19 protein-coding genes are annotated in these 24,482 nt (G+C 67.8%); 10 read left to right on the forward strand and 9 right to left on the reverse strand.

Annotated elements, in window-relative coordinates; all coding sequences use genetic code 11:
* Nucleotides 1–126: 126 nt before the first annotated feature.
* The 4 genes from DIE02_RS04775 to DIE02_RS04795 all read right to left on the reverse strand — a co-directional run bounded on the left by DIE02_RS04775 (nucleotide 127) and on the right by DIE02_RS04795 (nucleotide 5,120).
* The gene (locus DIE02_RS04775; RefSeq protein WP_124484953.1) at nucleotides 127–1,554 is read right to left on the reverse strand and encodes a cytochrome c; all 1,428 of its coding nucleotides are present in this window, start codon (nucleotides 1,552–1,554) and stop codon (nucleotides 127–129) included.
* Nucleotides 1,551–3,329, reverse strand: coding sequence for a GMC family oxidoreductase (locus DIE02_RS04780; protein WP_124484954.1), 1,779 nt, complete (start codon nucleotides 3,327–3,329; stop codon nucleotides 1,551–1,553). The genes DIE02_RS04775 and DIE02_RS04780 overlap by 4 nt, the downstream gene beginning before the upstream one ends.
* On the reverse strand, nucleotides 3,329–4,066 hold the full coding sequence (locus DIE02_RS04785; protein ID WP_124484955.1) for a gluconate 2-dehydrogenase subunit 3 family protein: 738 nt from the start codon (nucleotides 4,064–4,066) through the stop codon (nucleotides 3,329–3,331). Before DIE02_RS04785 ends, DIE02_RS04780 begins: the two co-directional genes overlap by 1 nt.
* A 637-nt stretch (nucleotides 4,067–4,703) precedes the next feature.
* Complete coding sequence (locus DIE02_RS04795; RefSeq protein ID WP_124484956.1) at nucleotides 4,704–5,120, reverse strand: DUF3995 domain-containing protein; 417 nt, start codon at nucleotides 5,118–5,120, stop codon at nucleotides 4,704–4,706.
* 350 nt (nucleotides 5,121–5,470) lie between these two features.
* On the opposite strand from DIE02_RS04795, the gene ald reads away from it, so the two are divergent.
* A complete protein-coding gene (gene ald / locus DIE02_RS04800; protein WP_124484957.1) occupies nucleotides 5,471–6,586 on the forward strand; it encodes an alanine dehydrogenase in 1,116 nt (371 codons plus the stop codon).
* Nucleotides 6,587–6,619: 33 nt separating this feature from the next.
* On the opposite strand, the gene polX is transcribed toward ald, so the two are convergent.
* Complete coding sequence (polX, locus tag DIE02_RS04805) at nucleotides 6,620–8,413, reverse strand: DNA polymerase/3'-5' exonuclease PolX (protein ID WP_124484958.1); 1,794 nt, start codon at nucleotides 8,411–8,413, stop codon at nucleotides 6,620–6,622.
* A gap of 167 nt (nucleotides 8,414–8,580) precedes the next feature.
* Nucleotides 8,581–8,973 carry a TraR/DksA C4-type zinc finger protein gene (locus DIE02_RS04810; protein WP_124484959.1) on the reverse strand — a complete coding sequence of 131 codons (393 nt, stop codon included), beginning with the start codon at nucleotides 8,971–8,973 and terminating at the stop codon, nucleotides 8,581–8,583.
* A gap of 342 nt (nucleotides 8,974–9,315) precedes the next feature.
* On the opposite strand from DIE02_RS04810, the gene DIE02_RS35415 reads away from it, so the two are divergent.
* On the forward strand, nucleotides 9,316–9,489 hold the full coding sequence (locus DIE02_RS35415; RefSeq protein WP_185702575.1) for a hypothetical protein: 174 nt from the start codon (nucleotides 9,316–9,318) through the stop codon (nucleotides 9,487–9,489).
* 73 nt (nucleotides 9,490–9,562) lie between these two features.
* On the opposite strand, the gene DIE02_RS04815 is transcribed toward DIE02_RS35415, so the two are convergent.
* Together DIE02_RS04815 and DIE02_RS04820 are read right to left on the reverse strand one after the other, a co-directional pair.
* Nucleotides 9,563–10,954: an undecaprenyl-phosphate glucose phosphotransferase gene (locus DIE02_RS04815; RefSeq protein WP_185702577.1), complete on the reverse strand. Its 1,392-nt coding sequence runs from the start codon at nucleotides 10,952–10,954 to the stop codon at nucleotides 9,563–9,565.
* A 32-nt stretch (nucleotides 10,955–10,986) separates the two neighbouring features.
* On the reverse strand, nucleotides 10,987–11,769 hold the full coding sequence (locus tag DIE02_RS04820) for a Crp/Fnr family transcriptional regulator (protein WP_124484962.1): 783 nt from the start codon (nucleotides 11,767–11,769) through the stop codon (nucleotides 10,987–10,989).
* Nucleotides 11,770–12,673: 904 nt separating this feature from the next.
* Here DIE02_RS04820 and DIE02_RS04825 point away from each other — a divergent pair.
* From DIE02_RS04825 to DIE02_RS04850, 6 genes are all read left to right on the forward strand, one after another.
* The gene (locus tag DIE02_RS04825; RefSeq protein WP_185702579.1) at nucleotides 12,674–13,456 is read left to right on the forward strand and encodes a Crp/Fnr family transcriptional regulator; all 783 of its coding nucleotides are present in this window, start codon (nucleotides 12,674–12,676) and stop codon (nucleotides 13,454–13,456) included.
* 168 nt (nucleotides 13,457–13,624) lie between these two features.
* Nucleotides 13,625–13,876, forward strand: a complete 252-nt coding sequence (locus tag DIE02_RS04830; RefSeq protein ID WP_044842951.1) for an acyl carrier protein — start codon at nucleotides 13,625–13,627, stop codon at nucleotides 13,874–13,876.
* Nucleotides 13,873–15,069 carry an acyl-CoA dehydrogenase family protein gene (locus DIE02_RS04835; RefSeq protein ID WP_124484964.1) on the forward strand — a complete coding sequence of 399 codons (1,197 nt, stop codon included), beginning with the start codon at nucleotides 13,873–13,875 and terminating at the stop codon, nucleotides 15,067–15,069. The genes DIE02_RS04830 and DIE02_RS04835 overlap by 4 nt, the downstream gene beginning before the upstream one ends.
* Nucleotides 15,066–16,037, forward strand: a complete 972-nt coding sequence (locus tag DIE02_RS04840) for an amino acid--[acyl-carrier-protein] ligase (protein ID WP_124484965.1) — start codon at nucleotides 15,066–15,068, stop codon at nucleotides 16,035–16,037. The genes DIE02_RS04835 and DIE02_RS04840 overlap by 4 nt, the downstream gene beginning before the upstream one ends.
* Nucleotides 16,034–17,089 carry a DUF1839 family protein gene (locus DIE02_RS04845; RefSeq protein WP_124484966.1) on the forward strand — a complete coding sequence of 352 codons (1,056 nt, stop codon included), beginning with the start codon at nucleotides 16,034–16,036 and terminating at the stop codon, nucleotides 17,087–17,089. Before DIE02_RS04840 ends, DIE02_RS04845 begins: the two co-directional genes overlap by 4 nt.
* Nucleotides 17,089–19,560: a glycosyl hydrolase 2 galactose-binding domain-containing protein gene (locus DIE02_RS04850; protein WP_185702581.1), complete on the forward strand. Its 2,472-nt coding sequence runs from the start codon at nucleotides 17,089–17,091 to the stop codon at nucleotides 19,558–19,560. Before DIE02_RS04845 ends, DIE02_RS04850 begins: the two co-directional genes overlap by 1 nt.
* A 63-nt stretch (nucleotides 19,561–19,623) precedes the next feature.
* On the opposite strand, the gene DIE02_RS04855 is transcribed toward DIE02_RS04850, so the two are convergent.
* Nucleotides 19,624–21,015 carry a sigma-54 dependent transcriptional regulator gene (locus DIE02_RS04855; RefSeq protein ID WP_185500279.1) on the reverse strand — a complete coding sequence of 464 codons (1,392 nt, stop codon included), beginning with the start codon at nucleotides 21,013–21,015 and terminating at the stop codon, nucleotides 19,624–19,626.
* Between the two features lie 1,297 nt (nucleotides 21,016–22,312).
* Here DIE02_RS04855 and DIE02_RS04860 point away from each other — a divergent pair.
* Nucleotides 22,313–22,897 carry a drug:proton antiporter gene (locus DIE02_RS04860; protein ID WP_124485079.1) on the forward strand — a complete coding sequence of 195 codons (585 nt, stop codon included), beginning with the start codon at nucleotides 22,313–22,315 and terminating at the stop codon, nucleotides 22,895–22,897.
* Nucleotides 22,894–24,468, forward strand: coding sequence for a mannose-1-phosphate guanylyltransferase/mannose-6-phosphate isomerase (locus tag DIE02_RS04865; protein WP_124484969.1), 1,575 nt, complete (start codon nucleotides 22,894–22,896; stop codon nucleotides 24,466–24,468). Before DIE02_RS04860 ends, DIE02_RS04865 begins: the two co-directional genes overlap by 4 nt.
* Nucleotides 24,469–24,482 lie beyond the last annotated feature (14 nt).

Here is a 24,482-nt window from a genome sequence, read left to right on the forward strand (position 1 = left end):
CCGAAAAATTCACGCGTCGGCACGCCATTGCGGGGTACAACCCCGGGCGGGCGGAACACGCCCCGCGGGCCGGTGGGCGCCGCGAGGCGGATCGATCGGGCGGGGCCGGATGCCCCGCCGCGTGCATCAGCGCGACGCCTGCGGGAACCGCGCGCCCGGCGGCGGCTCGGGCCGCGTCGACGGCGTGCCCTTGCGCACCTTCGCGACCTGCGCGGCGGTGATCGGCGCGCCCGTATTGCCCCAGCTCGTGCGCACGAAGTTCGACACGTCCGCGACTTCCTGGTCCGACAGGCGCCAGCCGAACGGCGGCATCGTGAAGGTCGACGGCGCCGTATGGGTGCCCTGCAGCGCGCTGCCTTCCAGCACGACGTGGATGAGCGACGTCGGATCGTCGCCCTGCACGACCGGGTTGCCGGCGAGCGCCGGGAACACGCGCGTGTAGCCGTGGCCGTCGCTGCGGTGGCACGCCATGCAGTTGTCGCGATAGACGGCGGCGCCCGGCTTGCTAGCGTCGCCGGTCTGCAGCGCCTTCGCCGCGGCCGCGTCGTACACGTGCGGCTGCTCGCCCTGCACGCGCGGCGGCAGCGTCTTCAGGTAGCGCGCGATCGCGGTCAGGTCGCCGTCGCTCATGTGCTGCATGCTGTGGCCGACCACGTCCGTCATCCCGCCGAACGCGGCCGTGCGCAGCGTGCGGCCGGTCTTCAGGAACTGCACGATCTCCGTTTCGTTCCACGTGCCGAGCCCGGTGCGCGGCTCGCCGCGCAGGCTCGTCGGCACCCAGCCGTCGATCGCCGCGCCGCCGGCCAGGAAGTCGAGGCCGCCCGCGTCGGTCAGCGCGCGTTCCTGCATCGTCGCCGCGCGCGGCGTGTGGCACGCGCCGCAATGGCCGAGCCCCTGCACGAGATACGCGCCGCGCGCGACCACCGGATCGGTGTACGGCGCCGCATCGAACGGCTTCGGCGCCGGCGCGAACATCTTGCGCCAGAACGTCAGCGGCCAGCGCATCGACAGCGGCCACACGATGTCGACCGCGCGGTTCTCGTGCTCGACCGGCGCGACGCCGTGCATGAAGTACGCGTACAGCGCCTTCATGTCGTCGTCGGTCAGGCGCGCATAGGACGGGTACGGCATCGCCGGGTACATCGTGTCGCCGTTCTTGCGCACGCCCTCGCGCACCGCGCGGGTGAAGTCCTCATACGTCCAGCCGCCGAGGCCCGTCTTCGGGTCCGGCGTGATGTTCGTCGAGTAGATGCCGCCGATCGGCGTGTCGAACTTCAGCCCGCCCGCGAACGGCTTGCCGCCGCTCGCGGTGTGGCACGCGATGCAGTCGCCCGCGCGGGCCAGATATTCGCCGCGCTTGACGAGGTTGGCGTCGGCAGACTGCGCGACCGGTGCGGCGGCCGGGCCCGAAGCCGCGGCGGGCGCGGATGCCGGCTGCGCGAACGCGGCGCCGCCCGCGAGACCGAACGCCGCCCATGCCGTGCCGATCGCCAGTGCGCGCCGCAGCGGGGAAATCCGGCGCGCGGCGTTGTGGTGGTTCACTGTCCTCTTCATACGGTCACCAGCGGGGCGGGATTTTTCAGGTATTGCTCGCGGATCGCACGTGCCGACCAGTAGGCCAGCGCCGCGATGATCCCGGTCGGGTTGTAGCCGATGCCCTGCGGCAGCGCCGACGCGCCCATCACGAACACGTTGTGCACGTCCCAGCACTGCAGGTAGCGGTTCAGCACGCTCGTCTTCGGGTCGGTGCCCATGATCGCGCCGCCGACCAGGTGGGTCGTCTGGTACGCGCGCGAATCGAAGTGCTTGCCGAACTCGCGCGTCGACACGCCGATCGCCTTCGGCCCCATCGCCTCCGCGATCTTCTTCATCTGTCCGGTCACGTATTGCGCCATCCTGATGTCGTTGTCCTTCCAGTCGAACGTCATCCGCAGCAGCGGCTGGCCGTACGAATCGCGATAGGTCGGATCGAGGTCGAGGTACACGTCGCGATACGACATGTTGGTGCCGTGCGCGTCCATCGAGATCGTGTGCGCGTAGTTGTCCTTCACGGCCTTCTTCCACGCCGAGCCCCATTGCGGTGTGCCGGGCGGCGTCGCGATGCCGCTGATCGGCTTCACGCCGGCCTGGTTCACCCACAGCGGCGAGCCGCCGACGAAGCCGAGCGGGCCGTGGTCGAAGTTGTCCGCGTTGAAGTCGTCCACCGCGACGCCGTTGCCGCCCGCGCCGATGAACGGGTTCGTGTAGGTGTCCTTGTCGAAGAACGCCTTGATCGTCGACAGGTTCTGGTACGCGAAATTGCGGCCCACCACGCCTTCGCCCGAGATCGGGTCGTACGGCTTGCCGATGCCCGACAGCAGCAGCAGGTGCACGTTGTGATACTGGAACGCGGCGACGATCACGAGATCGGCCGGCTGGTGCACTTCACGGCCGGTCGGGTCGACGTAGGTGACGCCCGTCGCGCGCTTCTTCGTGTCGTCGAGGTCCACGCGCAGCACGTGGCACTTCGAGCGCAGCTCGAAGTTCGGCACCTGCTTCAGCGCCGGGAGGATGTTCAGGTTCGGCGATGCCTTCGAGTACATGTAGCACGCGTAGCCGCTGCAGTAGCCGCAGAAGTTGCACGGCCCCATCTGCACGCCGTACGGGTTCGTGTACGGACCCGACGTGTTCGCCGACGGCAGCCGGTACGGATGCAGCCCGAGCGACTTCGCGGCGTCGGAGAAGCGCTGCGCCGAATACGTATTGAGCTGCGCGGGCAGCGGGAAGTTGTCGCTGCGGTTTGCCTCGAACACGTTGCCGTCGCCGACCACCTTGCCGCCGACCTTGTACGCCTGCCCCGACGTGCCGAACACCTTCTCGGCGAAGTCGAAATACGGCTCGAGTTCGTCGTAGGTGACGCCCGTGTCCTGGATCGTCATCCCTTCGGGGATGAACTTCTTGCCGTAGCGCTCTTCGTAGTGGCTGCGCAGGCGCAATTCTTCGGGCGTGATCCGGAAATGCACGCCCGACCAGTGCAGCCCCGCGCCGCCGACGCCCTCGCCCGGCAGGAACGCGGCGAGCTGCCGGTACGGCAGCGCGGTGTCCTGCACGCCGTGGCGGATCGACACGGTGGTCTTCGACAGGTCGAGGAACAGCTTCTTGCGGACGTTGTAGGTCAGCTCGTCGATCGTGTTCGGATACGCGCCGTCCGGATAGGTGTCGCGATACTCGCCCCGCTCGAGCGCGACGACGTTCAGGCCCGCTTCGGTCAGTTCCTTCGCGAGAATCGCGCCGGTCCAGCCGAAGCCGACGATCACCGCATCGACGTGCGGCTTCTTTTCTGCGGCCATCAGGTGCGCTCCCCGTTGATCGAGACGGGGCCGTACGGATAAGGCTTGCCGTTCTGATTGACGAAATCCATGAAGTCGGCGCGCGCGCCCGGAAAACCGATCATCTTCCACGCGGCCATGTCGTGATTGCCGCCGTGCACCGGATCGCAGAAGTAGCCTTCGCGCGTGTTCTGCAGCAACAGGCCGAAGAACACCGCGGACGGCACGTCGTCGATCTGCGCGCCGCCTTTTTCCAGTTCGCCGAGCACGGTGTCGCGGGTCGGCGAGTCGAGGTCGGCGAACGCCTTGCCGTGGGCCTTTTCGCAATAGCGATTGACCGCCGCGATGCCGAGCCGGTAGATGTCGCGCGGCACGAGCTTGAGCTGGTAGCCGAGCTCGGGCACGCCCTGCTGGAACGGCCCCTGCATGTACCACGTCGCGCCGTGCGCATACGGGGTTTCCATCTGGCGGTCGATGAATTCGGGCACGCCCGATTCGAGCGCGCCGGGGCCTTCGGCATCGGCCGGGATCAGCCGGTCGACGGCGGCCTGGACGAACGCCCACTCCTTCGCATCGAAGAAGGTCGGCTTGTACGGCGCGCGTTCGGCGCCGGCCGACGCAGTGGAGGCATTGCCGGCCGCGGTCGAGGACGACGACGAGCGCAGGTCGCAACCGGCGACCGACGCGATCGGCACGAGCGCGACCGACGTGCGCAGGAAGCGGCGACGCGAGTTGGGTTTGTCGGGTGGCGTGGACATGGTCGGATGTTGATCGTTGGGGAGCGTGATTCGGGAACCGCATTCCGGATGCGGCATGCCCGACACGGCAGCCATGCCGCGCGCGGCCGGCCGTCCTTTCTTGCGATGTTGCGAGCAAGCTCGATGCAGGCGCCGGCCGCGCACTGCGCGGTGGCGCCCGTCATGCAGCCGCGCGGCGCGCCGGTTCCGGCAGCCGCGCGGGGTCGACCTCTTCGCGGGTCTTATCGTCGGACAAATACGGGCTTGCCGCCCGCATCTGCCCCTCATCGCCATGGCCTATTCAACTTAGACGCCGCGCCGGCCGACGGCAAGCGCAACGTGCACGACCCTCAATTCGGGCCCGGCGACAAATGCCGCGAATTATAGATGGAACCGGTTCCATTTCCAAAGGGTTCGGTGCAATTCATTACATCGAAAATCGCAATAATGAGGAAATCGTTTTCCGGAATACGCAAGAGCCGTGGCGCTGCCGCGGCGTCGATCGCAGGGCCGGACGCACGCGCGACGTCGCCCGACCGGCGCCCGTCGTTTTTCAGGGTTGCCGTGCTCGCGCCGCTCGGTGCTTTCCGATGCGGCGCCCGCGACGCGCGTTACCGCTTGGCTCGCGGCGAAACGGCCGTCCCGCTCGCCGCAGTGCTCACCACGGCCACAGCATCGACGCGATCGACAACGAAAGTGCCAAACACAGCGGCGAGTAACAGAGGCTGTCCATGCGCGCGAAACGCGACCCGCGAACCCGCTTGAAGAAGCCGACGTAGCGGAAATCGCCGACGGCGCGCACCGCGAAGATCAGTGCGAGCGCAACGATCGCGAACGTGATCGCGCCGGGATACAGGTTCTGCCACAGCCAGCCCGCGCGCGACGCCACCGCGCTCGCGCCGGCCAGCAACGCCGCCGCGACGGCGAGCGTGCCGGGCACGGTCGGCCGCAGCAACGGTACGCCGTCCTGTTCCGGAATGGCCGCATGCTTGCCGAGCCGTCCGCCGAACGCCCAATAGACGTGAACGAGTGCGATCGCACAAAGCGTCGGCACGCTGAAATACGCGCCCGTCATGTCGGTAAGCTTCCTTGTCTCATCGTGTCGTCGTGTCGTGATCCAGCCGGAAGGAATCCGGCGCGCGGCCCCGCTTCGCGCCACACGAGACGATACCCAAACCGCGTGCCGCATGCAGTGCGACGTCCGGTCGCAATACGCCATGCCGCGTGTTGCGGTGCAGTGCGCGCGCCGTCGCATCGGGCCGCCGCTTGACTTCCCTCCGGGCACCGCTACCCTCTTATTCCAGTACGGCACGCGAACCGTGCATGCGCAACCGTCGCACACGTGCCGTTCGCCGGCACGCACGATCGGACGATCGCGGCGCGCCCGGGCACGACAACCATGACAAATACCCATGGAGACAACTCATGCTCATCGGTGTGCCGAAGGAGATCAAGAATCACGAATACCGCGTCGGCCTCACGCCGGCCGGCGCACGTGAGCTCACGCGACACGGCCATCGCGTGCTCGTGCAGCGCGGCGCGGGCACGGCAATCGGTCTGCTCGACGACGACTACACGGCCGCCGGCGCCGCACTGTGCGACGACGCGCGCGACCTCTTCGCGCGCGCCGACATGATCATCAAGGTCAAGGAGCCGCAGGCGGCCGAGTGCGCGATGCTGCGGCGCGGACAGATTCTTTATACGTATCTGCATCTCGCGCCCGATCCCGAGCAGGCGGCCGCGCTCGTGAAGTCCGGCGCGGTCTGCATCGCGTACGAAACCGTGACGGGCCCGGGCGGCGGACTGCCGCTGCTCGCGCCGATGAGCGAGGTCGCGGGGCGAATGTCGATCCAGGTCGCGGCGACGCACCTCGAAAGCCCGCGCGGCGGCCGCGGGGTGCTGATGGCCGGCGTGCCCGGCGTGCCGGCCGCGCACGTCGTGGTGCTCGGCGCGGGCGTGGTGGGCACCGGTGCGCTGCAGATGGCGGTCGGCCTCGGCGCGCGCGTCACCGTGCTCGACACGAACGTGGGCCGGTTGCGCCAGCTCGATCTGGTCTTCGCGAACCGGATCGCGACCGTCTGCTCGAACGCGCATACGATCGACGAAGCCGTGCGCGACGCCGACGTCGTGATCGGCGCGGTGCTCGTGCCGGGCGCGTCGGCGCCGCGGCTCGTCACGCGCGACATGATCGCGACGATGCGCACGGGCGCCGTCGTCGTCGACGTCGCGATCGACCAGGGCGGCTGCTTCGAGACCTCGCATGCAACGACGCATGCGCAGCCGACCTTCGTCGTCGACGGCGTCGTGCATTACTGCGTCGCGAACATGCCTGGCGCGGTCGCGCGCACATCGACGTTCGCGTTGAACAACGCGACGCTCGGCCATGCGCTCGCGCTCGCCGACAAGGGCTGGAAACGCGCGATGGCCGACGACCCGCATCTGCGCGCGGGCCTGAACGTGTGCGACGGCCACATTACGTACGAGGCCGTCGCGCTGGCGCTCGGGCTGCCGTACGTACCGGCGGAAGACGTGCTGGCCTGACTTCGGCATGCGTGACGGCGCGCACGTGCGCCGTCACGCGCGCGTCGGGCGGCCGCGCTTCGACGCGATGCTTGTGCCACTCGCACCACTAGCACCACTAGCACCCATCGTGCGTGCCAGCAGCGGCCGCAGTTGCGTGAGCGTGCGCGTGTTGAGCACGTCCTGTCGCGTGAGCCACCCGCGCCGCGCCTGGCCGATACCGTATCCAAGATGGTCCAGATCGTCCGCGCACCGCGCGTCCGAGCCGATCGCCACCGCGACGCCGGCCTTGGCGGCTTCGCGGCACCAGACGTCCGGCAGATCGAGCCGCCGCGGGTCGCCGTCGAGTTCGACGAAGCAGTGGCGCGCGGCGGCCGCGGCGAGCACGCGCGGCACGTCGAGTTCGCATGCGTCGCGTTCGCCGAGCAGCCGGCCGGTCGGATGCGCGAGGATCGTGAAATACGGGTGATCGATCGCGCGCAGCATCCGCTCGGTCTGCGCGTCGCCCGGCAGGTCGAAGCGGTCACGTACCGCGCCGACCACGAGATCGAGCCGGCCGAGCACGTCGTCGGCCACATCGAGGCTGCCGTCCTCGCAAATGCCCGCCTCGACGCCCTTCAGCAGCACGAAGTCGTCGAATGACGCATTGAGGCGGTCGATCTCGTCGATCTGCCGTACGAGCCAGTCGGCATCGGTACGGCCGCCGCCGGACTCCGGCATGCGATCGGTGACGGCCAGATACGCGAGCCCGCGCGCACGCGCCGCGTCCGCCATCGCGCGCAGGCTGTCGCGCCCTGCCGACGCGTCGGTATGCGCATGCAGATCGCCATGAACGTGCTTGCGTTCGACCAGCGCCGGCAGCGCGCCGACGCGCGACGCGTCGATCTCGCCGCGGCCCTCGCGCAACTCGGGCGGCACCCAGTGAAGGCCGATCGCCTCGTAGACGGATGCCTCCGTCGCGCCCGCGATCCGCTCGTCGCCGCGGAATACGCCGTATTCGTTGATCTTCAGCCCGCCGGCCTGCGCGATCCGGCGCAGCGCGATGTTGTGCGCTTTCGATCCCGTGAAGTAGACGAGCGCCGCGCCGAACGCGTCGGCGTCGACGACGCGCAGGTCGACCTGCAGCCCGTTGCCGAGCACGACGCTCGAACGCGTCTTGCCGTTCGCGAGCACGCGTGCGACCTCGCCATAGCCGACGAACGCATCGGCCACGGCGGCCGGATCGCGTGCGGTCACGAGGATGTCGAGATCACCGACCGTCTCGCGGCAGCGGCGAAAGCTGCCGGCCGGCACCGCTTCGCCGACGCCGCCCACCTTGCGCAAGCGCTCGAGCAACGGCATCAGCGATTGCGCGGCATCCGGCAGCAGAAAGCGCTGCGGCTCGCGCTTCAGGCGCTCGTCGAGCGCGTCGAGCAGGTGCGCTTCGGTCTTCGCGCCGAAACCCGGCAGCGCGCGCACGTGCCCGCTCTTCGCTTCGACGCGCAGTTGCTCGAGCGAGTCGACGTGCAGTGCGTCATGCAGCGCCTTGACGCGTTTCGCGCCGAGCCCCGGCACGTCGAGCAGTTCGACGATCGCGCCCGGCAACGCATGGCGCAGCGTTTGCTGCAGTTCGCAGGTACCGGTCGCGGCGATCTCGCGCAGCTTCGCCGCGAGATCGGCACCGATCGATGGAATCCGGCCGAGATCGCTGCCGCTCGCGATCATCGCCGGAATGTCGCGCCCGTAGTCGGCGATCGTACGGGCCGCGTTGCGGTAGGCACGCACGCGGAACGGGTTGGCGCCCTGGATCTCGAGCATGTCGGCGATTTCCGTGAAGACGGCCGCGCACTCGGCATTGTGGATCGGCATGATCGGCGTGGCTCCCTTCCACGTGGATGGCGCCGTGCGCCGGCGTGCCGGCGTCGGCCCGCCCGGCGCCGCATGTCGACGGCGGCGGGTGCCCGTTGGTCATCCTGCGCCGATTGCCCGTGTCGTGCCGCGCGGGGCTCGCTGCTTGCGTGGCCCCTGCACCGACGTCACAGCGATGCGCGCGGTGTCGTCGCGTAGCGCCGCTCGTATATCGACTGGCAATGCGTGCAACGCTCGGCGGTCGGGCGCGCGAGCAGTCGCTCGTAGCCGACCGGTGCATCGCAATCGATGCACTCGCCGTAGCTGCCGTCGCGCATGCGCTGCTGCGCGCGCCCGATCGCGCGCAACTCGGCCAGCTTCATCCCGATCAGCGCGTGATCCATGTCGACGAACAGATCGGCATTGGCCTCGTCGCCCTCGTCCGGCGCCGCGCCGGCAAGCTCCGCATAGGACTCCGACGCGCGCTGGTCCTCGCTCGCCCGGATCTCCGCACGCAACGCCTGCTCGCTCTCGGTCAGCCGTCGCTGCAGCTTCTGCCGTTGTTCTCGATCGAGCGCCATCGCCGTCCCTCCTTTTCCGGGTTCCGCGCAATGAGGCATGCGGCGCGCGGTTGTCGCGCCGGTGCACGGCGGCCCGGGATGCCCGGCTCGTCGTGCCCGGATGCGCGTCCGGCCACATGAAGTGCGGGACGCATTCGACGCAGCATAAACCCAATGCACACGCATGTGTTGACCGGCGTCAGCGCCCGCATCGCGCATCAGAAACCGGGGACCGATGCGAAAACCCCGCGGAGCAGCATTCGTCTGACGCAGCCGCCGTTGAGGTCGATCAATCCCCTGTAAAAAGTTGCGTCGTAGATTGAGAGCATGCGCGGCGAATCCGCGGCTTTCCGGGAGAACGTCATGTTGTTCGGCGTCGTCATCTGGGTGGCCCTTGCGGCCCTGTTCCCGACGATGGTCGTGCCGACGATCCAGCACGCCATCCAGCCGTCGAGCGCGCAAGCCGCGCCCGACGCCAGCCCCGCCGTCTCGCCCGCTGCGTTGCCGGCAGCCGCTCAGCCGCCGGCGGACAGCTGAAGCGCGGTTGCGGGACGCGTCGTATCGAGGCCGGAAGCACGAGTCGACGCTCGATACTTCGCAATCCTATTCATCAAAATGCGTTGCGCCCGACGAAGCCGCGCACGACCGTCATCAGGATGATCTTCATGTCGAACCAGAAGCTCCAGTTCTGCATGTAGAACAGGTCGAACTTCACGCGCGCGGCCATCGCCTCGACCTTGCGTGTCTCGCCGCGATAGCCGTTCACCTGCGCCCATCCCGTGATTCCCGGCCGGACGCGATAGCGATACATGTAGCAGTCGATCAGTTGCCGGTAGAAGTCGTCGTGTTCGATCGCGTGCGGACGCGGGCCGACCACCGACATCTGGCCGAACAGCACGTTGAAGAACTGCGGCAACTCGTCGAGCGACGTGCGTCGCAGGAACGCGCCGACCGGCGTGATGCGCGCATCGTTGCGCGAGGCCTGTCGCACGATACCGGGCTGTACGCGATGCACGCGCATCGTCCTGAACTTGAGGATATGGAACTCGCGCCCGTCGGCGCCCTTGCGGCGCTGCCTGAACAAGACGGGCCCCGGCGACGACAGCTTCACCGCGATCGCCAGCGCCGCGAGCAGCGGCAGCAGCGGAATCAGCACGGCGCCGGCGAACAGCCGGTCGAACGCGAACTTCGCCCACAGTTCCGGCGCGGAACGCGGCGTGGTCGCGAGGTTGATGGCCGGCATGCCGAGCACATCGGTCGCAGATCGCTCGACGACCGCCATCTGCCGCACGTCCGGCAACAGCCGCAGCTCGACGAACTCGTCGCGCAGTTCGCGCACGATGCGCTGGATGCGTGACTCGTGCGACATCGGCAGCGTGAGCCACACTTCGTCGATCTCGCCGCCGCGGATCATGCGCCGCAACGCGCCCCAGTCGTCGATCACCGGCACGCCGCCGATCCCGTCAGTCGTGGCCGCGGCCGGTGCATCGTCGTCGAACACGCAGGCAGCCGCGAACGGCCCGGCCGGTTCGAGCTGCATGCGCTCGATCGCCATCCGTCCGTAAGCGGTCGCCCCGACGACCGCAACCCGCCGCTGCCGCGTGCGCGGATCGCCACGCTTCATCGCCAGCGCGCAGAGTGCCAGCCTGCCGAGCAGCAGTGCCGCGTCGCCGGACAGCACCGTCCGCGCGATCCAGCGCGTCGTGACCGTGCCGCCGCGGTTCATGATCCACATCGTGCCGGCCACCGTCAGCGTGCCCACGCACACGACGGCCACCACCGTGCGCGTCAGCACGGCACCGCCGTCGTGCGGCGACGCCGCGCCGCGCGTCACGCGCACGCTGCGCGGCAACAGCGCGACGGTCAGCACGCACAGCAATGCGACCGTGCCGCGCTGCGCGTCCGACAGATCGTGCCACGCGAGCCCCATCGCAGCCTGCGCGGCGAGCGCACCTGCCAGCACCAGCGCAACATCGACCGCGGCGATCGCGGCGCGTCGCATCGCATTCGTTCCACCCGCCATCGCATGCATCGTCACACACCGTGCGCGGGGAAACCGCCGTGCAGGTCCTGCATGCGCGGCCGCACCGGCAACGCACGCGCACCGGCCCGCGTGCCGAGCAGCCGGCGATAGTCCGCGCGAATCAGCTCGTAGCACTCGCATGCCTGGCGCTCGAGACCGTCGCGATCGAGCACGGTGATGCGGCCGCGACGCTGACGGATCAGCCCGGCTTCCTGCAGGTTGCCGGCCGCTTCCGTCACGCCTTCGCGACGCACGCCGAGCATGTTCGCGATCGTCTGCTGCGTGACGGCCAGTTCGTCGCCGTCGATCCGGTCATGCGCGAGCAGCAGCCAGCGGCTCAACTGCTCGCTGACCGAGTGATGCCGGTTGCACAACGCGCTGCGCGAAATCTGCGCCATCGTCGCCTGGCAGTAGTTCAGCAGCAGCCGATACGTCGCCGGCGAACGTTCGAATTCCGAGCGCATCACGCAGGTCGGCACGCGGTAGGCCATCCCGCCGATACGGACTTCGACGCGATTCGATACCGCGGTGCCGCCGACGAGCGTCGCCAGACCGACCACACCTTCGCGGCCGACCACGGCGACCTCGACCATCGCTCCGTCCTCCATCAGGTGCTGCACCGACATCATGGCGGTGGTCGGGAAATGCAGGTGGCGCATCGGTTCCCCGACACGGTCGAGCATGCCGGCCTTGATCCGGACCAGTTCGAGGTGCGGTGCGATGGCACGGATGCTGTCCTCCGGAAGGGCATCGAGGATGGCATTCGCCGAGTAGCTCGAGTGAAGATGAAGCATGTCTGTATCCCTTTTATCGTCCGCGCCGCATGCAGCCGCGTCAGCGGAATTCGTTATCGCGATGCGCGCCCGGACGGCGACGCGGGTTGCGGCCCACAACCCTCGATCCAATCGACCCACAGCGTCTCGCCGCTGGATCGAATCGGCAGTCCCGTTTCGACACGCCCGTTTCGATAAGCGATTTACGTGCCAATACCCGCTCCATCCTTAATATATAAATGACTTGCGATTTAGCGCCCCCGAATAGCCGGTCGAAAACCGCAAAAAACGTCTCATTTCCGGACACCCGCTTGCGTCGCGGACGCAGTCGGCAATTCGACTGATCATTGAGCGTGGGGCCGGCAGTGGAACCGGCAGCGGCGCGGGAGTCTTATCGTTCAATAACTTACACCCCGTTTTCAATTGTTTCCATGATGTCTCAAACGGGCCAGAGTCGCGTGCCGCACGCTCGAATGGTCGTTTGAAACTGTCTCAAATATGAATCGCCGGATTAATTTACAACACTGTAATCAAACGCACATATCTCACGCAACACCATGATTCAATTAATAAATCATACCCGCGAATCTAAATTGTTAAATAATGTTCAATGCATTCTAGATATTTTTCTTGTACGATGCACTTCGTTGCCGGATTGATTCTCGATCAGCACCGAATTCGCGATTCACCCTCCAGTGCAATTAATTCATACGAAGACGATCTTCAAATACCTATAACCTTTTCATTTACCCCAAATCGTCAAACATTGTGAAGTGACGTAATGCGCAATTTATCGAATTGAATTGCGTGCTAGCCTTTTCCGCCATCGGCATTCGAATTTCTATGAACACGAATCCGCACGTGCGTGCTAAATCCCCGTGGATGGCGTCGCGCGATGTGCGATCGCTCCCTACGAGGATCCGCCGTGACCCACCAGGCCAATGACGCCGTCGCCCATGCGAGCGGCATGATCGAGCTTTCCCACAGCTTCGACGCCAACCCGTTCCTCGCGGCCCTCGACCGCGACGAACGCGCGACGCTGATTGCCAACCTCCAACTCGTTCACCTGAAATCGGGCCAGGTGCTGTGCGAACCGGGTGAAATGCTCACCGCGGTCTACCTGCCCGTCACGACGGCGATTTCGCTGCAGTACGTGTCGTCCGGCGGCATGACGCTGGAAGTGGCCGAGATCGGCAGCGAGAGCGTCGTCTGCGACGACGTGATCGGCGGCAGCGGCCGGATGCCGTGCCGTGCCGTCGCATGCCGCGACGGCTTCGTCTACCGGCTCGACCGGCGCATCTTCGCCGCCGCGTTCGACGCGTCGCCGGTGATTCGCCATCTGGTGTTCGTCTGCGTGCGGCTGCTGATGGCCCAGGTCTCGCAGATCACGTTCTGCAGCCGACATCACGTGCTCAAACATCAGTTATGCAGATGGTTCCTGCTCGCGTACGACCGGTCGCGCAGCATCGAGATCCAGATCACCCACAGCATGCTCGCGCAGATGCTCGGCGTGCGGCGCGAGACGGTCACGGATGCGGCCGGGGAGATCCAGAAACTCGGCCTGATCCGTCAGTACCGGAGCTCGATCGAGCTTGCCGACCTTGCGGGCCTCGAGAAAATGTCGTGCGGCTGCCGCGCGATCGTGCGCGACGAGATGAAGCGCATCCTGTCGGCCGACTCGGGCGTGAGCGCCGCGGCACGCGCGTGATGCGCACGGCGTGTCGTCGCACGCGTGCGACGCGAGTCAGCCGATTGTAGGGTGGCGAACAGAACGCCGGGCGTGCGAATGGTCTACTGATGCCGGACTGCCGGGGGGATGTCAGCGCGCTGCGCGCGTCCGCCCTTGCGGACGACACCTCACACGCCGGAGCAGCACGTGAAAAACGAAATCAGAACCATCCTCAAGCACGTCGCCCACCTCGAAGCCGCGATCGACTCGATCGGTGACGGGGATGACCTCTACGAAGCGGGCCTCTCCTCGCTCGATACGATCCAGCTGATGCTCGCGATCGAGAAGCAGTTCAACATCGAGATTCCCGACGAGATGCTGAACCGCAATCTGTTCCGCAGCGTCGACGCGCTCGCGGACACCATTGCGACCCTGCAGCGCGCCGAGCATTCCGCATGAGCGCGCTGCTTCCCGAACTCGCGGCCGACGACGAACCACGCCGGCTCGACGAGGCCGCGCACGCCGTCGCGCAAATCGCCGCCCAGCACGCGGATGCGGTCGACCGGGACGCGCGCTGCCCTGTCGAGGCGATCGAGGCCATGCGTGCGCGCCGCCTGCTGAGCGCAATGGTCCCGACCCGGCTCGGCGGCGCCGGCGCGTCGCTGGCCGACGTCGCATCGGCATGCTCGATCCTCGGCCAGGCCTGCGCGTCGTCGGCGATGGTGTTCGCGATGCACCAGATCCAGGTGGCCTGCATCGTCAATCACGCGGCCGACCAGGGCTGGCACAAGCTGTTCCTGCAACAGCTCGTGCGCCATCAGTGGCTGCTCGCGTCGGCGACGTCGGAGGACGGCGTCGGCGGCAACCTGCGCGCGAGCCAGTGCGCGCTCGAGGCCAACGGCGGCGAATTCCGGCTGCACAAATCCGCGCCGACGATCTCGTACGGCGACTACGCGGACGGCATCCTCGCGACCGCGCGGCGCGACGCCGACGCGCCGGCGTCCGAGCAGGTGCTCGTCACGGTGCTGCGCGACGGCTATACGCTCACGCGCCGCGGCGAATGGGACACGCTCGGCATGCGCGGCACGTGCAGCAACGGCTTCGTGCTCGATGCACAGGGCACGACCGTGCAGTGCCTGCCCGTGCCGTTCGCGCAGATCGCCGAACAGACGATGGTGCCGGTTTCGCACATCCTGTGGGCGGCGGTGTGGATCGGCGTGGCCGGCGACGCGTTCCATCGCGCGCACCAGTTCTTCCGCACGCAGGCGCGCCAGACCGACGGTGCGCCGTCGCCCGCGTCGCGGCGCATCGCCGAATCGCTTGCGCTGATGCAGGCGATGCAGGCCCGCGTCGACAGCGTGCTGCGCCTCTATGCCAGCGCGTCGCCCCGCTCGTGGTCGGCCGGCATGGCCTGGGCCGCCGAGATCAACACGCTGAAGACCTATGTGTCGTCGACCGCGCTCGAAGTCGCCCAGCAGGCGATGATGATCTGCGGGATGGCCGGCTACAAGCACGGCACGCCGTTCAGCATCGGCCGCCACCTGCGCGACCTGCACGCGGCGCCGCTGATGATCAGCAACGACCGCATTGCCGCCAATACCTCGAGCCTGCTGCTCGCACTGCGTCCCGCGACGCTGGAGAAACATTCGTGAACGATCGCCTCTCCGTGCCTTCCGCCGCCACCCCGTCCGACGCGCCGCTCGACCGCGCGGGCGTCAATCCGCTACGCGACGAGCTGATCGATGCGGGACTGCTCGTGTCGACCGGCATCCAGGGCCTGTTCGGCCGCAGCGAGCGGTTCGAGCGCGTCGTCGAAGCGCTCGACGCCTTCGTCACGCGCCTCGGCGCCGACCAGCAGGCCGAAGTGCTGCGCTTCCCGCCGGCGATGAGCCGCACCGAATTCGAGCGCAGCGAATACATGAAGAGCTTCCCGCAACTCGCGGGCAGCGTGCATGCATTCTGCGGCGACGAACAGCGGCACCAGCGCTTGCTGCAGTGTCTCGACCGCGGCGAGGACTGGACCGAAAGCCAGAAGCCGACCTACGTCGTGATGACGCCGGCCGCCTGCTATCCGGTCTATCCGGTCGTCGCGCGCGCCGGTGCGCTGCCCGACGACGGCCGCATCGTCGACGTGTTCTCGTATTGCTTCCGCCACGAGCCGTCGCTCGACCCGACCCGCATGCAGCTGTTCCGGATGCGCGAATACATACGCATCGGCACGCCCGAGCAGATCGTCGCGTTCCGCGCGACGTGGATGGAGCGCGGCACACGGATGATCGAGGCGCTGCAACTGCCGAACGCGATCGATCTCGCGAACGATCCGTTCTTCGGGCGCGGCGGCAAGATCGTCGCGAACAGCCAGCGCGAGCAGAACCTGAAGTTCGAGCTGCTGATCCCGATCGAGCACGACGACCGCCAGACCGCGTGCCTGAGCTTCAACTACCACATGGATCACTTCGGGCTGCTGTGGGACATCCGCACCGCGACGGGCGACGTCGCGCATACGGGCTGCGTCGGCTTCGGCCTCGAGCGGCTGACGCTCGCGCTGTTCCGTCATCACGGTTTCGAGCTCGACGCATGGCCGGCCGACGTTCGCGACGTGCTGTGGGGTACGCGATGAAATTCGTGTCCCGCGACGGCGAGGACGCGTCGTTCGAGGACGTGCGCCACCGCGCACGCCACTATCGGCCGCACCCGCTGCACAGTCAGGAGATGGTCTGGAAACAGACCAACTGCTATGTCGACATGTGGCTCGAGGTGCTCCGCTGGTGGGGCCTCAACCCATACGCGGCGCTGCCGTTTACGATCGCGCTCGACTTCGAGGGTGACCAGTTCACGTTCTTCAAGTTTCCGCACGACGAACTGGAGCGGCTGTACGGCATCGTCGTGCAGGAACACTCGATCTACGAGCCGCTCGACCAGCACATCGAGACGCAGGTCGCGCGCGGTCATCTGATGATCGTCGAGGTCGACGCGTGGTTCCTGCCGGACACGCGCGGCAGCAGCTACCGTACGCAGCATACGAAGACGACGATCGGCATCGACTCGATCGATCGCACGCGCCGCCAGATAGGCTACTTCCACAACAGCGGCTATTACGTGGCCGAGGACTTCGACTACAACGGGCTCGTCGGCGGCTGTTCGCCGATGCCGCTGCCGCCGTACGTCGAGTGCGCGAAGCGGCGTTTCGCACCGCTCGACGAGCGCGCGCTGTGCGAGGTCTCGCTCGCGTCGCTGCAGCGGCATCTGCGCCGGCTGCCGGTCGTCAATCCGGTCACGGCGTTCCGACGCCAGCTGCAGCTCGATGCGAAATCGCTCGCCGATTCCCCGCTCGAACGCTTCCACGCGTACTCGTTCAATTCGGTGCGGCAACTCGGCGCGAACTTCGAACTGTTCGGCCATTACGCGCGCTGGCTGCAGGCGAGCGGCTGCGTCGGGCCGTTCGCCGAGATTCGTACCGCCTGCGACCGCATCGCATCCGAGGCGATGGTGCTGGAGTTCCGGCTGGCGCGGGCGTGTGCGCGCGGCAAGGAAGAGCGCGGCGACGCGACGCTCGAAGCGATCGAAGCGGCTTACGCCGACCTGATCGACTGCGCGCGGCAGATCGCCCCGCCGCTGCAGCACGCGGCGCCCGTGCGCGTCGACGCGGCCGCCGTGCCGTTGGTGCGGTGATGCGCGCGCATGCCGCGCTCGCGTGGTCGCTGCTCGCCACGCCCGCGGGTGGCGCGCGCGGGCCGCTCGATCTTCCGGCCGACGGCTGGATCGCCGCACCCGTCCCCGGCACGGTCGCGCAGGCGCTCGCACTGGCCGGCCGGGCCGACGATACCGCGTCGCTCGACGAGCGCGACCACTGGTATCGCGTCGAACTGCACGGCCACGGGCCGCGCGTGCTGCGCTTTCACGGCCTCGCGACGCTCGCCGAGGCATGGCTCGACGACACGCCGATCCTGCGCTCGGACAGCATGTTCGTCGCGCACGACGTGCCCGTGTCGCTCGACGGCACGCACCGGTTGACCGTCTGCTTCCGCGCCCTCGCGCCGCACCTGCGCGATGTGCGCGCACCGCGCCGCGCACGCTGGCGCACGCGGCTCGCCGAACCGGCGACGTTGCGCACCGTTCGCACGTCGCTGCTCGGGCACATGCCCGGCTGGTTTCCGCGCTGCGTGCCGACCGGTCCGTGGCGGCCCGTCGACGTGCTGGACCCTGCCGACGGTCCCGTTCTCGTTCATTGCGACCTGCACGCCCGCATCGACGGCGATACCGGCTGGCTCGATGCGGCACTCACATTCGCCGGGCCGCTGCCCGAGGCGTTTGCGGCCCGGCTGTCGTGCGGCGAGCACCACGCGACGCTCGAACGCCGCGGCGCCGACCGGCTCCATGCGACCGTCGCGGTGCCGAACGTGCGCCGCTGGTGGCCGCACACGCATGGCGAACCGGTGCTTTACGACGTCGCATTGCACATCGGTGCCGAACGGCGGCCGCTCGGCGCGACGGGCTTTCGCACGATCGAACCGGACGCGGGCGACGACGGCAAGGGGTTCGGGTTGCGCGTCAACGGCGTGCGCGTGTTCGCGCGCGGCGCATGCTGGAGCAGCGCCGCACCGCTCGCGCTGCACGCCGACGACGCGACCTACGGCCGCCTGCTCGGATACGCGCGCGACGCCGGCTTCAACATGATTCGCGTCGGCGGCACGATGACCTACGAGGCCGACGCATTCCATGCGTGGTGCGACCGGCTCGGACTGCTCGTCTGGCAGGACTTCATGTTCGCGAACTTCGACTATGCGCTCGACGATCGCGCCTTCGCGGACGCCGTCGGTCGCGAAGCCGAGCAGTTCCTCACGCGCGTACGCGCGTCGCCGTCGCTCGCGGTGCTGTGCGGCGGCAGCGAGATTGCGCAGCAGGGCGCGATGTCGGGTCTCGGGCCGAAGCAGCGCTTCCTCGAACTGACCGCCGAGCGCCTCGCCGACCACGGGGCGGCACGGCGGCCCGACGCGCTGTACGTCCCCGACTCGCCCGACGGCGGCGTGCTGCCGTTCATGCCGCGCGAGCGCGTGTCGCACTATTACGGTGTCGGCGCGTACCTTCGCCCGCTCGACGACGCGCGTCGCGCCGACGTGCGCTTCGCGAGCGAATGCCTCGCGTTCGCGAACGTGCCGTGCGATGCGATGCTCGCCAGCCTCGGCTGGCCGGGCGTGCACGAGCCGCGGTGGAAAGCGGCCGTGCCGCGCGACCCCGGCACGTCGTGGGATTTCGACGATATTCGCGATCATTATCTGCAGACGTTGTACGACGTGGCGCCCGACCGCCTGCGGCGCGAGGATCCGTCGCGCTACTTCGAGCTGTCGCGCGCGGTGATCGCGGAACTGATGCGGGACACGTTCTCGGAGTGGCGGCGCACCGGCTCACGCTGCGCGGGTGCGCTCGTCTGGCAGTTCCAGGATGTGATGGCGGGCGCCGGATGGGGCTTGCTCGATGCGGCGCATCGGCCGAAATCGGCGTGGTATGCGCTGCGCCAGGTACTTCAGCCCGTGCAGGTCCTGCTCGTCGACGAAGGGCTGAACGGGCTCGACGTGCACGTGATCAACGAGCGGCCGGCGCCGCTGTCGGCGGCCGTCGAGCTGGTCGCGCTGCGCGACGGCCGCACGCCGCTCGCGCGTGCCGGCGCTCCGGTCCGGATCGCCGCGCACGACACGGTGCGGCTCGATTCGGCCGAATTGCTCGGCCGCTTCTTCGACTGGACCTACGCGTATCGCTTCGGCCCGTGCGAGCACGATACCGTCGTCGCGACACTGCGCGCCGACGACGGCACGCTGCTGTCGCAGGCGTTCTACTTCCCGTCCCGCACGCACCCGGCCGTGTTCGCCCGTCGCGAACCCGGCATCGAGGCATGCGTGTCGCGCACCGGCGACACGTGGCACGTCGACATCGGAACGCGCCACGTCGCACGTCACGTGCAGATCGATGCACCGGGCTTCGTGCCGCGCGACGACTGGTTCGATCTCGCGCCCGGCACGCCGGCGCGTGTCGCGCTCGTGCCGCTCGCGAACACCGGCGCCCATGCTGCCTCCGGCGCGCCACCGACCGTCGAAATCCGCGCAGTCAACGCCGCGCGAACCGTGCGTGCGGCGTTGACCGGCTGACGCGAGCGGGCGCGGGACCGGGATCACGCACGCGCACACGCTCGCGCGGCCGCACCGCGCGCGTCAGTCCGACGACCCCGTGCTGCGCGGCCGCTCGATGCCGTACGCTTCCATCCAGCGATAGAGCGTTGCACGCGACACGCCGAGCTCGCGCGCGGATGCGGCGACGCGTCCGCGCGTGCGCAGCAGCGCGGTTTCGATCGCTTCGCGCTCGATCGACTTGCGGATGTCGGCCACCGACGGCGACGCCGCGTCGAGACAGTATTCGAGCTCGAGGTCCTGCGCGGTGATCAGGCGCCCTTCCGTCATCACGACCGCGCGCCGCACGCGGTTGATCAGTTCGCGCACGTTGCCCGGCCAGTCATGCTTGTAGAGCGCCGTGATCGCATCCGTCGAAAAGCCGCGCACGCGATGGCGCGCGTCGCCACGAAAGCGTTCGAGCATGTGATGCGCGAGCAGCTCGATGTCCTTGCCGCGCGCGCGCAGCGGCGGCTGGTCGATGCGCATCACGCAAAGGCGGTGGAACAGGTCCGCGCGGAAACGCCCTTCTTCCATCGCTTCGCGCAGGTCGACGTGCGTCGCGGAGACGATCCGCACGTCGACCGGCACCGGGTCGCTGCCGCCGAGGCGATGGATCGCGCGCTCCTGCAGGAAGCGCAGCAGGCTCGCCTGGCTCTCGTGCGGCAGGTCGCCGATTTCGTCGAGCAGCAGCGTGCCGCCGTTTGCGGCTTCGACGTAGCCGATCTTGCGCGCGTTCGCGCCGGTAAACGCGCCGCGCTCATAACCGAACAGTTCCGATTGCAGCAGGTGGGGCGGGATCGCTCCGCAGTTGACCGCGACGAACGGGCCGTTGCGCCGTTCCGAATGACGATGGATCGCGACGGCCGTCAGTTCCTTGCCGGTTCCCGTCTCGCCGAACACGAACACGGGCGCGTCGGTGCGCGCGAAGCGCCGCACCGTATCGAACAGCCGCAGCATCGCGCTGCAGGTGCCGACGATGCCGTTCTCCTGCGATTCGAGGCGTTCCCGATCGCGCGCGAACAGGCATTCCATTCCGTACGCATGGCCGACCGTATCGGCAATGCGTTGGTGCGACGCGGGCAACGTGATGTAGTCGAAGCAATAGTCGCGCAACAGCGCGCGCACGTTCGGCGAGGCGGTCTGGCCGGTCTCGACGAGCGCGACCCACACGACGTCGCGCATCGACGCGCAGGTCGACGCGATGCTGCCGATCGCGTCGGCGTGACCGCCGCTCAGGTCGAGGATGCCGCAGGTGATTTCGCCGGAGGTATCGCGCAATTCGCTGGCGTGCGCGACGAGCGTCACTTTCCAGTCGCGTCGCGCGAGTTCCTTGCGCAGCATGACGGACGGCGACTGGGTCCAGTAAATCAGAGGACGCTGCCCGGTAATCCTCTCCCCGCCGGCGCTCTTATCGCGCGTTATTGGCATATTCATAGCGAACCATCACTTTCTCCACTCCGCGAACCGTTCGCGTGCGCTGCGGCCGGCGGCGCATGGCCACCTGTCCGCGCTGCGTTTCCGCAGCTTTGGCGAAGATCGAAACTGCACACGGCGAGAGCCCCCGGAGGTCGAGCCGAATGTCATCCGGCCTCGTTGTCATCGAACTCGAAGGGAACGCGCGGCCGCGGGAGCCGCGGCGTTCCGGCTTTCATACGACGCGCCGTCAGGCGGAGCGCGTCGGCAAACGGGATTTCCGTCCGCATTTGCGTCGCGTCGTACACGACAGCCGCGCCCGATGCTGAACCGGATGGCCGCCAACCCGCTTTCGGAATGGTGGCCTCATTTCATCCGTTCCTGAATCTACACCCCGTATCGAGATGGCCTTGTTACTAAAAGATAAAATCGATTCAGCCGATTACGCTGCCGCCCCGGCGCGCACGGCGCGCGTTTAGCGCCTCAGATTTGATTATCCACGACCATTCCCGTCTATCAGTGCCAAATACCACTTTTCCGCAAGATCGGCGCCTTCCATTGCCCGCGATTCTCGCTTGAATCGCGCAAATAATCCGGGAAGCGTTTTGCATCCGTGGATAATCGCGCGCCCCGTGCGACACCGCCATCACGCATCGAACGCGGGCGAACCGCGCGTGTTGGTTACAACATCGTAACGAAGCAGCCGGTCGTGCCGTCCGTCTCCTGACGCGATGCAGCATGGCGTCCATGCGTGTCGCGCCACCCATGATCGCTGCCGACAGGCCGGCGCGACGGGCACTGTGCTGGTGCAGGGCCGCATGCAGCGCGAAAGCATCCGGCAGCGCACCGTCGCAAGTATGCGCGTGTTGGCCGGCGCGCCGAAACGATCGCGTCCGGATGAGGGATGCGCGCATCGCGAGGACATCGACGATGCGGCAGATGCCGGCCTGCGAGCAGCCGGTCGCGATGCGCGGCCGACCCGCCGTGAACGATCGCAATCTCAAGTACAGCCCCCGATTCTTCAATCGCGTTCGATGCGGACTGCCCGCTGCGCGGTTCGCAGCGGACAGTCGCGACGAATCAATTATGGGAAAGCCGGCATGCGGCCACTGTGTGATACCGCACAGTGCCCCGCTCACGTCACGGCCCGTTTCGCGCTGCCGGCATCGCCCGCACGAAACGGGCATAACGGGAGTGTGAGTACGCTTTCGAACAGACCGGCGCGCCCCGCATCCGCATCATGGACATCGGCGAGCCGCACCGGACAAACGCGTTCATGCGGCTCGGCGTGCTGAAGGCTTCACACGAGGACCGCATCATGGAATGGCATTGTTGTGAATTCGAACATCTGAGCGCCGTCGATCTCTATGCAATCCTGCGCTCGCGCAACGCAGTGCTGGTGGTCGAGGATGCGCATACGTATCTCGACATCGACGGCAAGGATGCGCATGCGCTGCACGTGTTCGCGTGCATGCACAAGGGCGACACGACGGAAGTCGTCGCCTACGCGCGCGTGCTGCCCGGCGACGACGCCGATCCGGACGTCGTGATCGACAAGGTGCTGACGAGCGAGGCATGTCGCGACGACCGCACCCTCGAGCAACTCATGCAGCGTGCGCTCACGGCCGCGCAGGCCGCATGGCCCGACGTGGCGGTGCGCACGCACGTTCCCGCGCAACGCCAGTCCTTCTACAAACGTTTCGGATTCCGCAAGGCCTACGGTCCCTATCTCGAACAGGGCGCGCCGTTCGTCGGTCTCGTCCGGCCCGCCGACCGCGCCGCCGGCGCGCTGCGTCAGTTGCTGTCCCGGACCGTCTCGGCGCCGCGATCGCGCAACGAGGACACGCGCGTCGACGGCCGCGTACACAACCGGCTGCCCGCCGATACCGGAGCCAATCGATGAACGCCAACCTTCGCCCGGTTCCCGATCCCGAGTTGCCCTGCGTCCTGCCCGTCATACTCGCCGGTGGTTCCGGCACGCGCCTCTGGCCGCTGTCGCGCGAGCAGTATCCGAAACAGCTGATCGAGCTGACCTCGAACGAATCGCCGCTGTCGGCGACCGCGCGCCGCCTGAACGGCATCGCGAACGCGGCGCTCGGCGACACGCTGCTGCTGGTGTGCGGCGAACAGCATCGCATCATGAGCGCCGCGCAGGTGCTCGGGCGCGCGGCCCCCGCCCGCATCCTGCTCGAACCGGCCGCGCGCAATACGGCGCCCGCGCTGACGCTCGCGGCGCTCGACGCCAGCGTGCTCGCGGACGATCCCATCCTCGCGGTCATGCCGGCCGATCACGTGATCGGCGACGTCGCCGCATTCCAGGAAGCGGTCGGGCGCGCGGCGCGCTACGCGCAGGAAGGCGCGGTCGTCACGCTCGGCGTGCTGCCGCGCCGCGCGGAAACCGGCTACGGCTACATCCAGGTCGGCGAACCGCGCGCCGGCCGCCTCGGTGGACAAGGCGGCTATGCGATCGGGCGCTTCGTCGAGAAGCCGAACGCCGCGCTCGCCGAGCGGTACCTGCATTCGGGCGATTACTGGTGGAACAGCGGGATTTTCGTCACGCGCGCATCGACCTGGCTGAAGGCGATCCGCGCGCTCGCACCCGACATCCATGCGGCCTGCGACGCGGCATGGCGCGCGGGCACCGCCGAGCATCCGTTCTTCCGGATCGACGCGGCGGCCTTCGACGCGTGCCCGTCCGACTCGATCGACTACGCGGTCATGGAACGCCTCGCGGAGCACCCCGAACTCGGCATCGAAGGGATCGTGGTACCGCTGTCCGCAGGCTGGTCGGACGTCGGGACCTGGGATGCGATCTGGGAAATCATGCCGAAGGACGATCAGGGCAACGTCGCGCGCGGCCCGATCGTGTTCGAGGACACGCAGGACAGTCTCGTGCGCTCGGAGGGCCGGCTGATCGCGTGCGTCGGGATGAAGGACGTCGTCGTGATCGAGACGCCAGATGCGGTGCTGGTCGCGAACAAGCACGACGTGCAGCGCGTGAAGAACATCGTCGCGCGCCTGAAGACCGAGCAGCGCCCGCAGGCGAGCGAACATCGCAAGGTGCAGCGGCCGTGGGGTCACTACGATTCGATCGATCTCGGCGAGCGGTTCCAGGTGAAGCGGATCGTCGTCGAACCCGGCAAGCGGCTGTCGCTGCAGATGCACTATCACCGCGCCGAGCACTGGATCGTCGTGCGCGGCACCGCGAAGGTCACGCGCGGCAACGAGACCTTCCTGCTCAGCGAAAACGAATCGACCTATATCGCTGTCGGCGAGGTCCACCGCCTCGAGAATCCCGGCCGGATTCCGCTCGAGATCATCGAGGTGCAGTCGGGTGATTATCTCGGCGAAGACGATATCGTGCGGTTTGATGATCAGTATGGAAGGCCGGTCGTCGAGAACGCACGGCAGCGACCGTCGCTCGCCTCGCGCGAACCGGACGAGGAAACCGCGGAACGCAACGTCATCCGGTAAGCGCATGCGGATCG

The sequence above is a fragment of the Burkholderia sp. Bp8991 genome, assembly GCF_003853795.1.
Classification (GTDB): Bacteria; Pseudomonadota; Gammaproteobacteria; order Burkholderiales; family Burkholderiaceae; genus Burkholderia.

Coding starts and splice junctions, on each gene's coding strand:
- DIE02_RS04775 (WP_124484953.1), bottom strand. CDS start 1,554: ATGAAGAGGACAGTGAACCACCACAACGCCGCGCGCCGGATTTCCCCG.
- DIE02_RS04780 (WP_124484954.1), bottom strand. CDS start 3,329: ATGGCCGCAGAAAAGAAGCCGCACGTCGATGCGGTGATCGTCGGCTTC.
- DIE02_RS04785 (WP_124484955.1), bottom strand. CDS start 4,066: ATGTCCACGCCACCCGACAAACCCAACTCGCGTCGCCGCTTCCTGCGC.
- DIE02_RS04795 (WP_124484956.1), bottom strand. CDS start 5,120: ATGACGGGCGCGTATTTCAGCGTGCCGACGCTTTGTGCGATCGCACTC.
- ald (WP_124484957.1), top strand. CDS start 5,471: ATGCTCATCGGTGTGCCGAAGGAGATCAAGAATCACGAATACCGCGTC.
- polX (WP_124484958.1), bottom strand. CDS start 8,413: ATGCCGATCCACAATGCCGAGTGCGCGGCCGTCTTCACGGAAATCGCC.
- DIE02_RS04810 (WP_124484959.1), bottom strand. CDS start 8,973: ATGGCGCTCGATCGAGAACAACGGCAGAAGCTGCAGCGACGGCTGACC.
- DIE02_RS35415 (WP_185702575.1), top strand. CDS start 9,316: ATGTTGTTCGGCGTCGTCATCTGGGTGGCCCTTGCGGCCCTGTTCCCG.
- DIE02_RS04815 (WP_185702577.1), bottom strand. CDS start 10,954: ATGCGACGCGCCGCGATCGCCGCGGTCGATGTTGCGCTGGTGCTGGCA.
- DIE02_RS04820 (WP_124484962.1), bottom strand. CDS start 11,769: ATGCTTCATCTTCACTCGAGCTACTCGGCGAATGCCATCCTCGATGCC.
- DIE02_RS04835 (WP_124484964.1), top strand. CDS start 13,873: ATGAGCGCGCTGCTTCCCGAACTCGCGGCCGACGACGAACCACGCCGG.
- DIE02_RS04845 (WP_124484966.1), top strand. CDS start 16,034: ATGAAATTCGTGTCCCGCGACGGCGAGGACGCGTCGTTCGAGGACGTG.
- DIE02_RS04850 (WP_185702581.1), top strand. CDS start 17,089: ATGCGCGCGCATGCCGCGCTCGCGTGGTCGCTGCTCGCCACGCCCGCG.
- DIE02_RS04855 (WP_185500279.1), bottom strand. CDS start 21,015: ATGAATATGCCAATAACGCGCGATAAGAGCGCCGGCGGGGAGAGGATT.
- DIE02_RS04860 (WP_124485079.1), top strand. CDS start 22,313: ATGGAATGGCATTGTTGTGAATTCGAACATCTGAGCGCCGTCGATCTC.
- DIE02_RS04865 (WP_124484969.1), top strand. CDS start 22,894: ATGAACGCCAACCTTCGCCCGGTTCCCGATCCCGAGTTGCCCTGCGTC.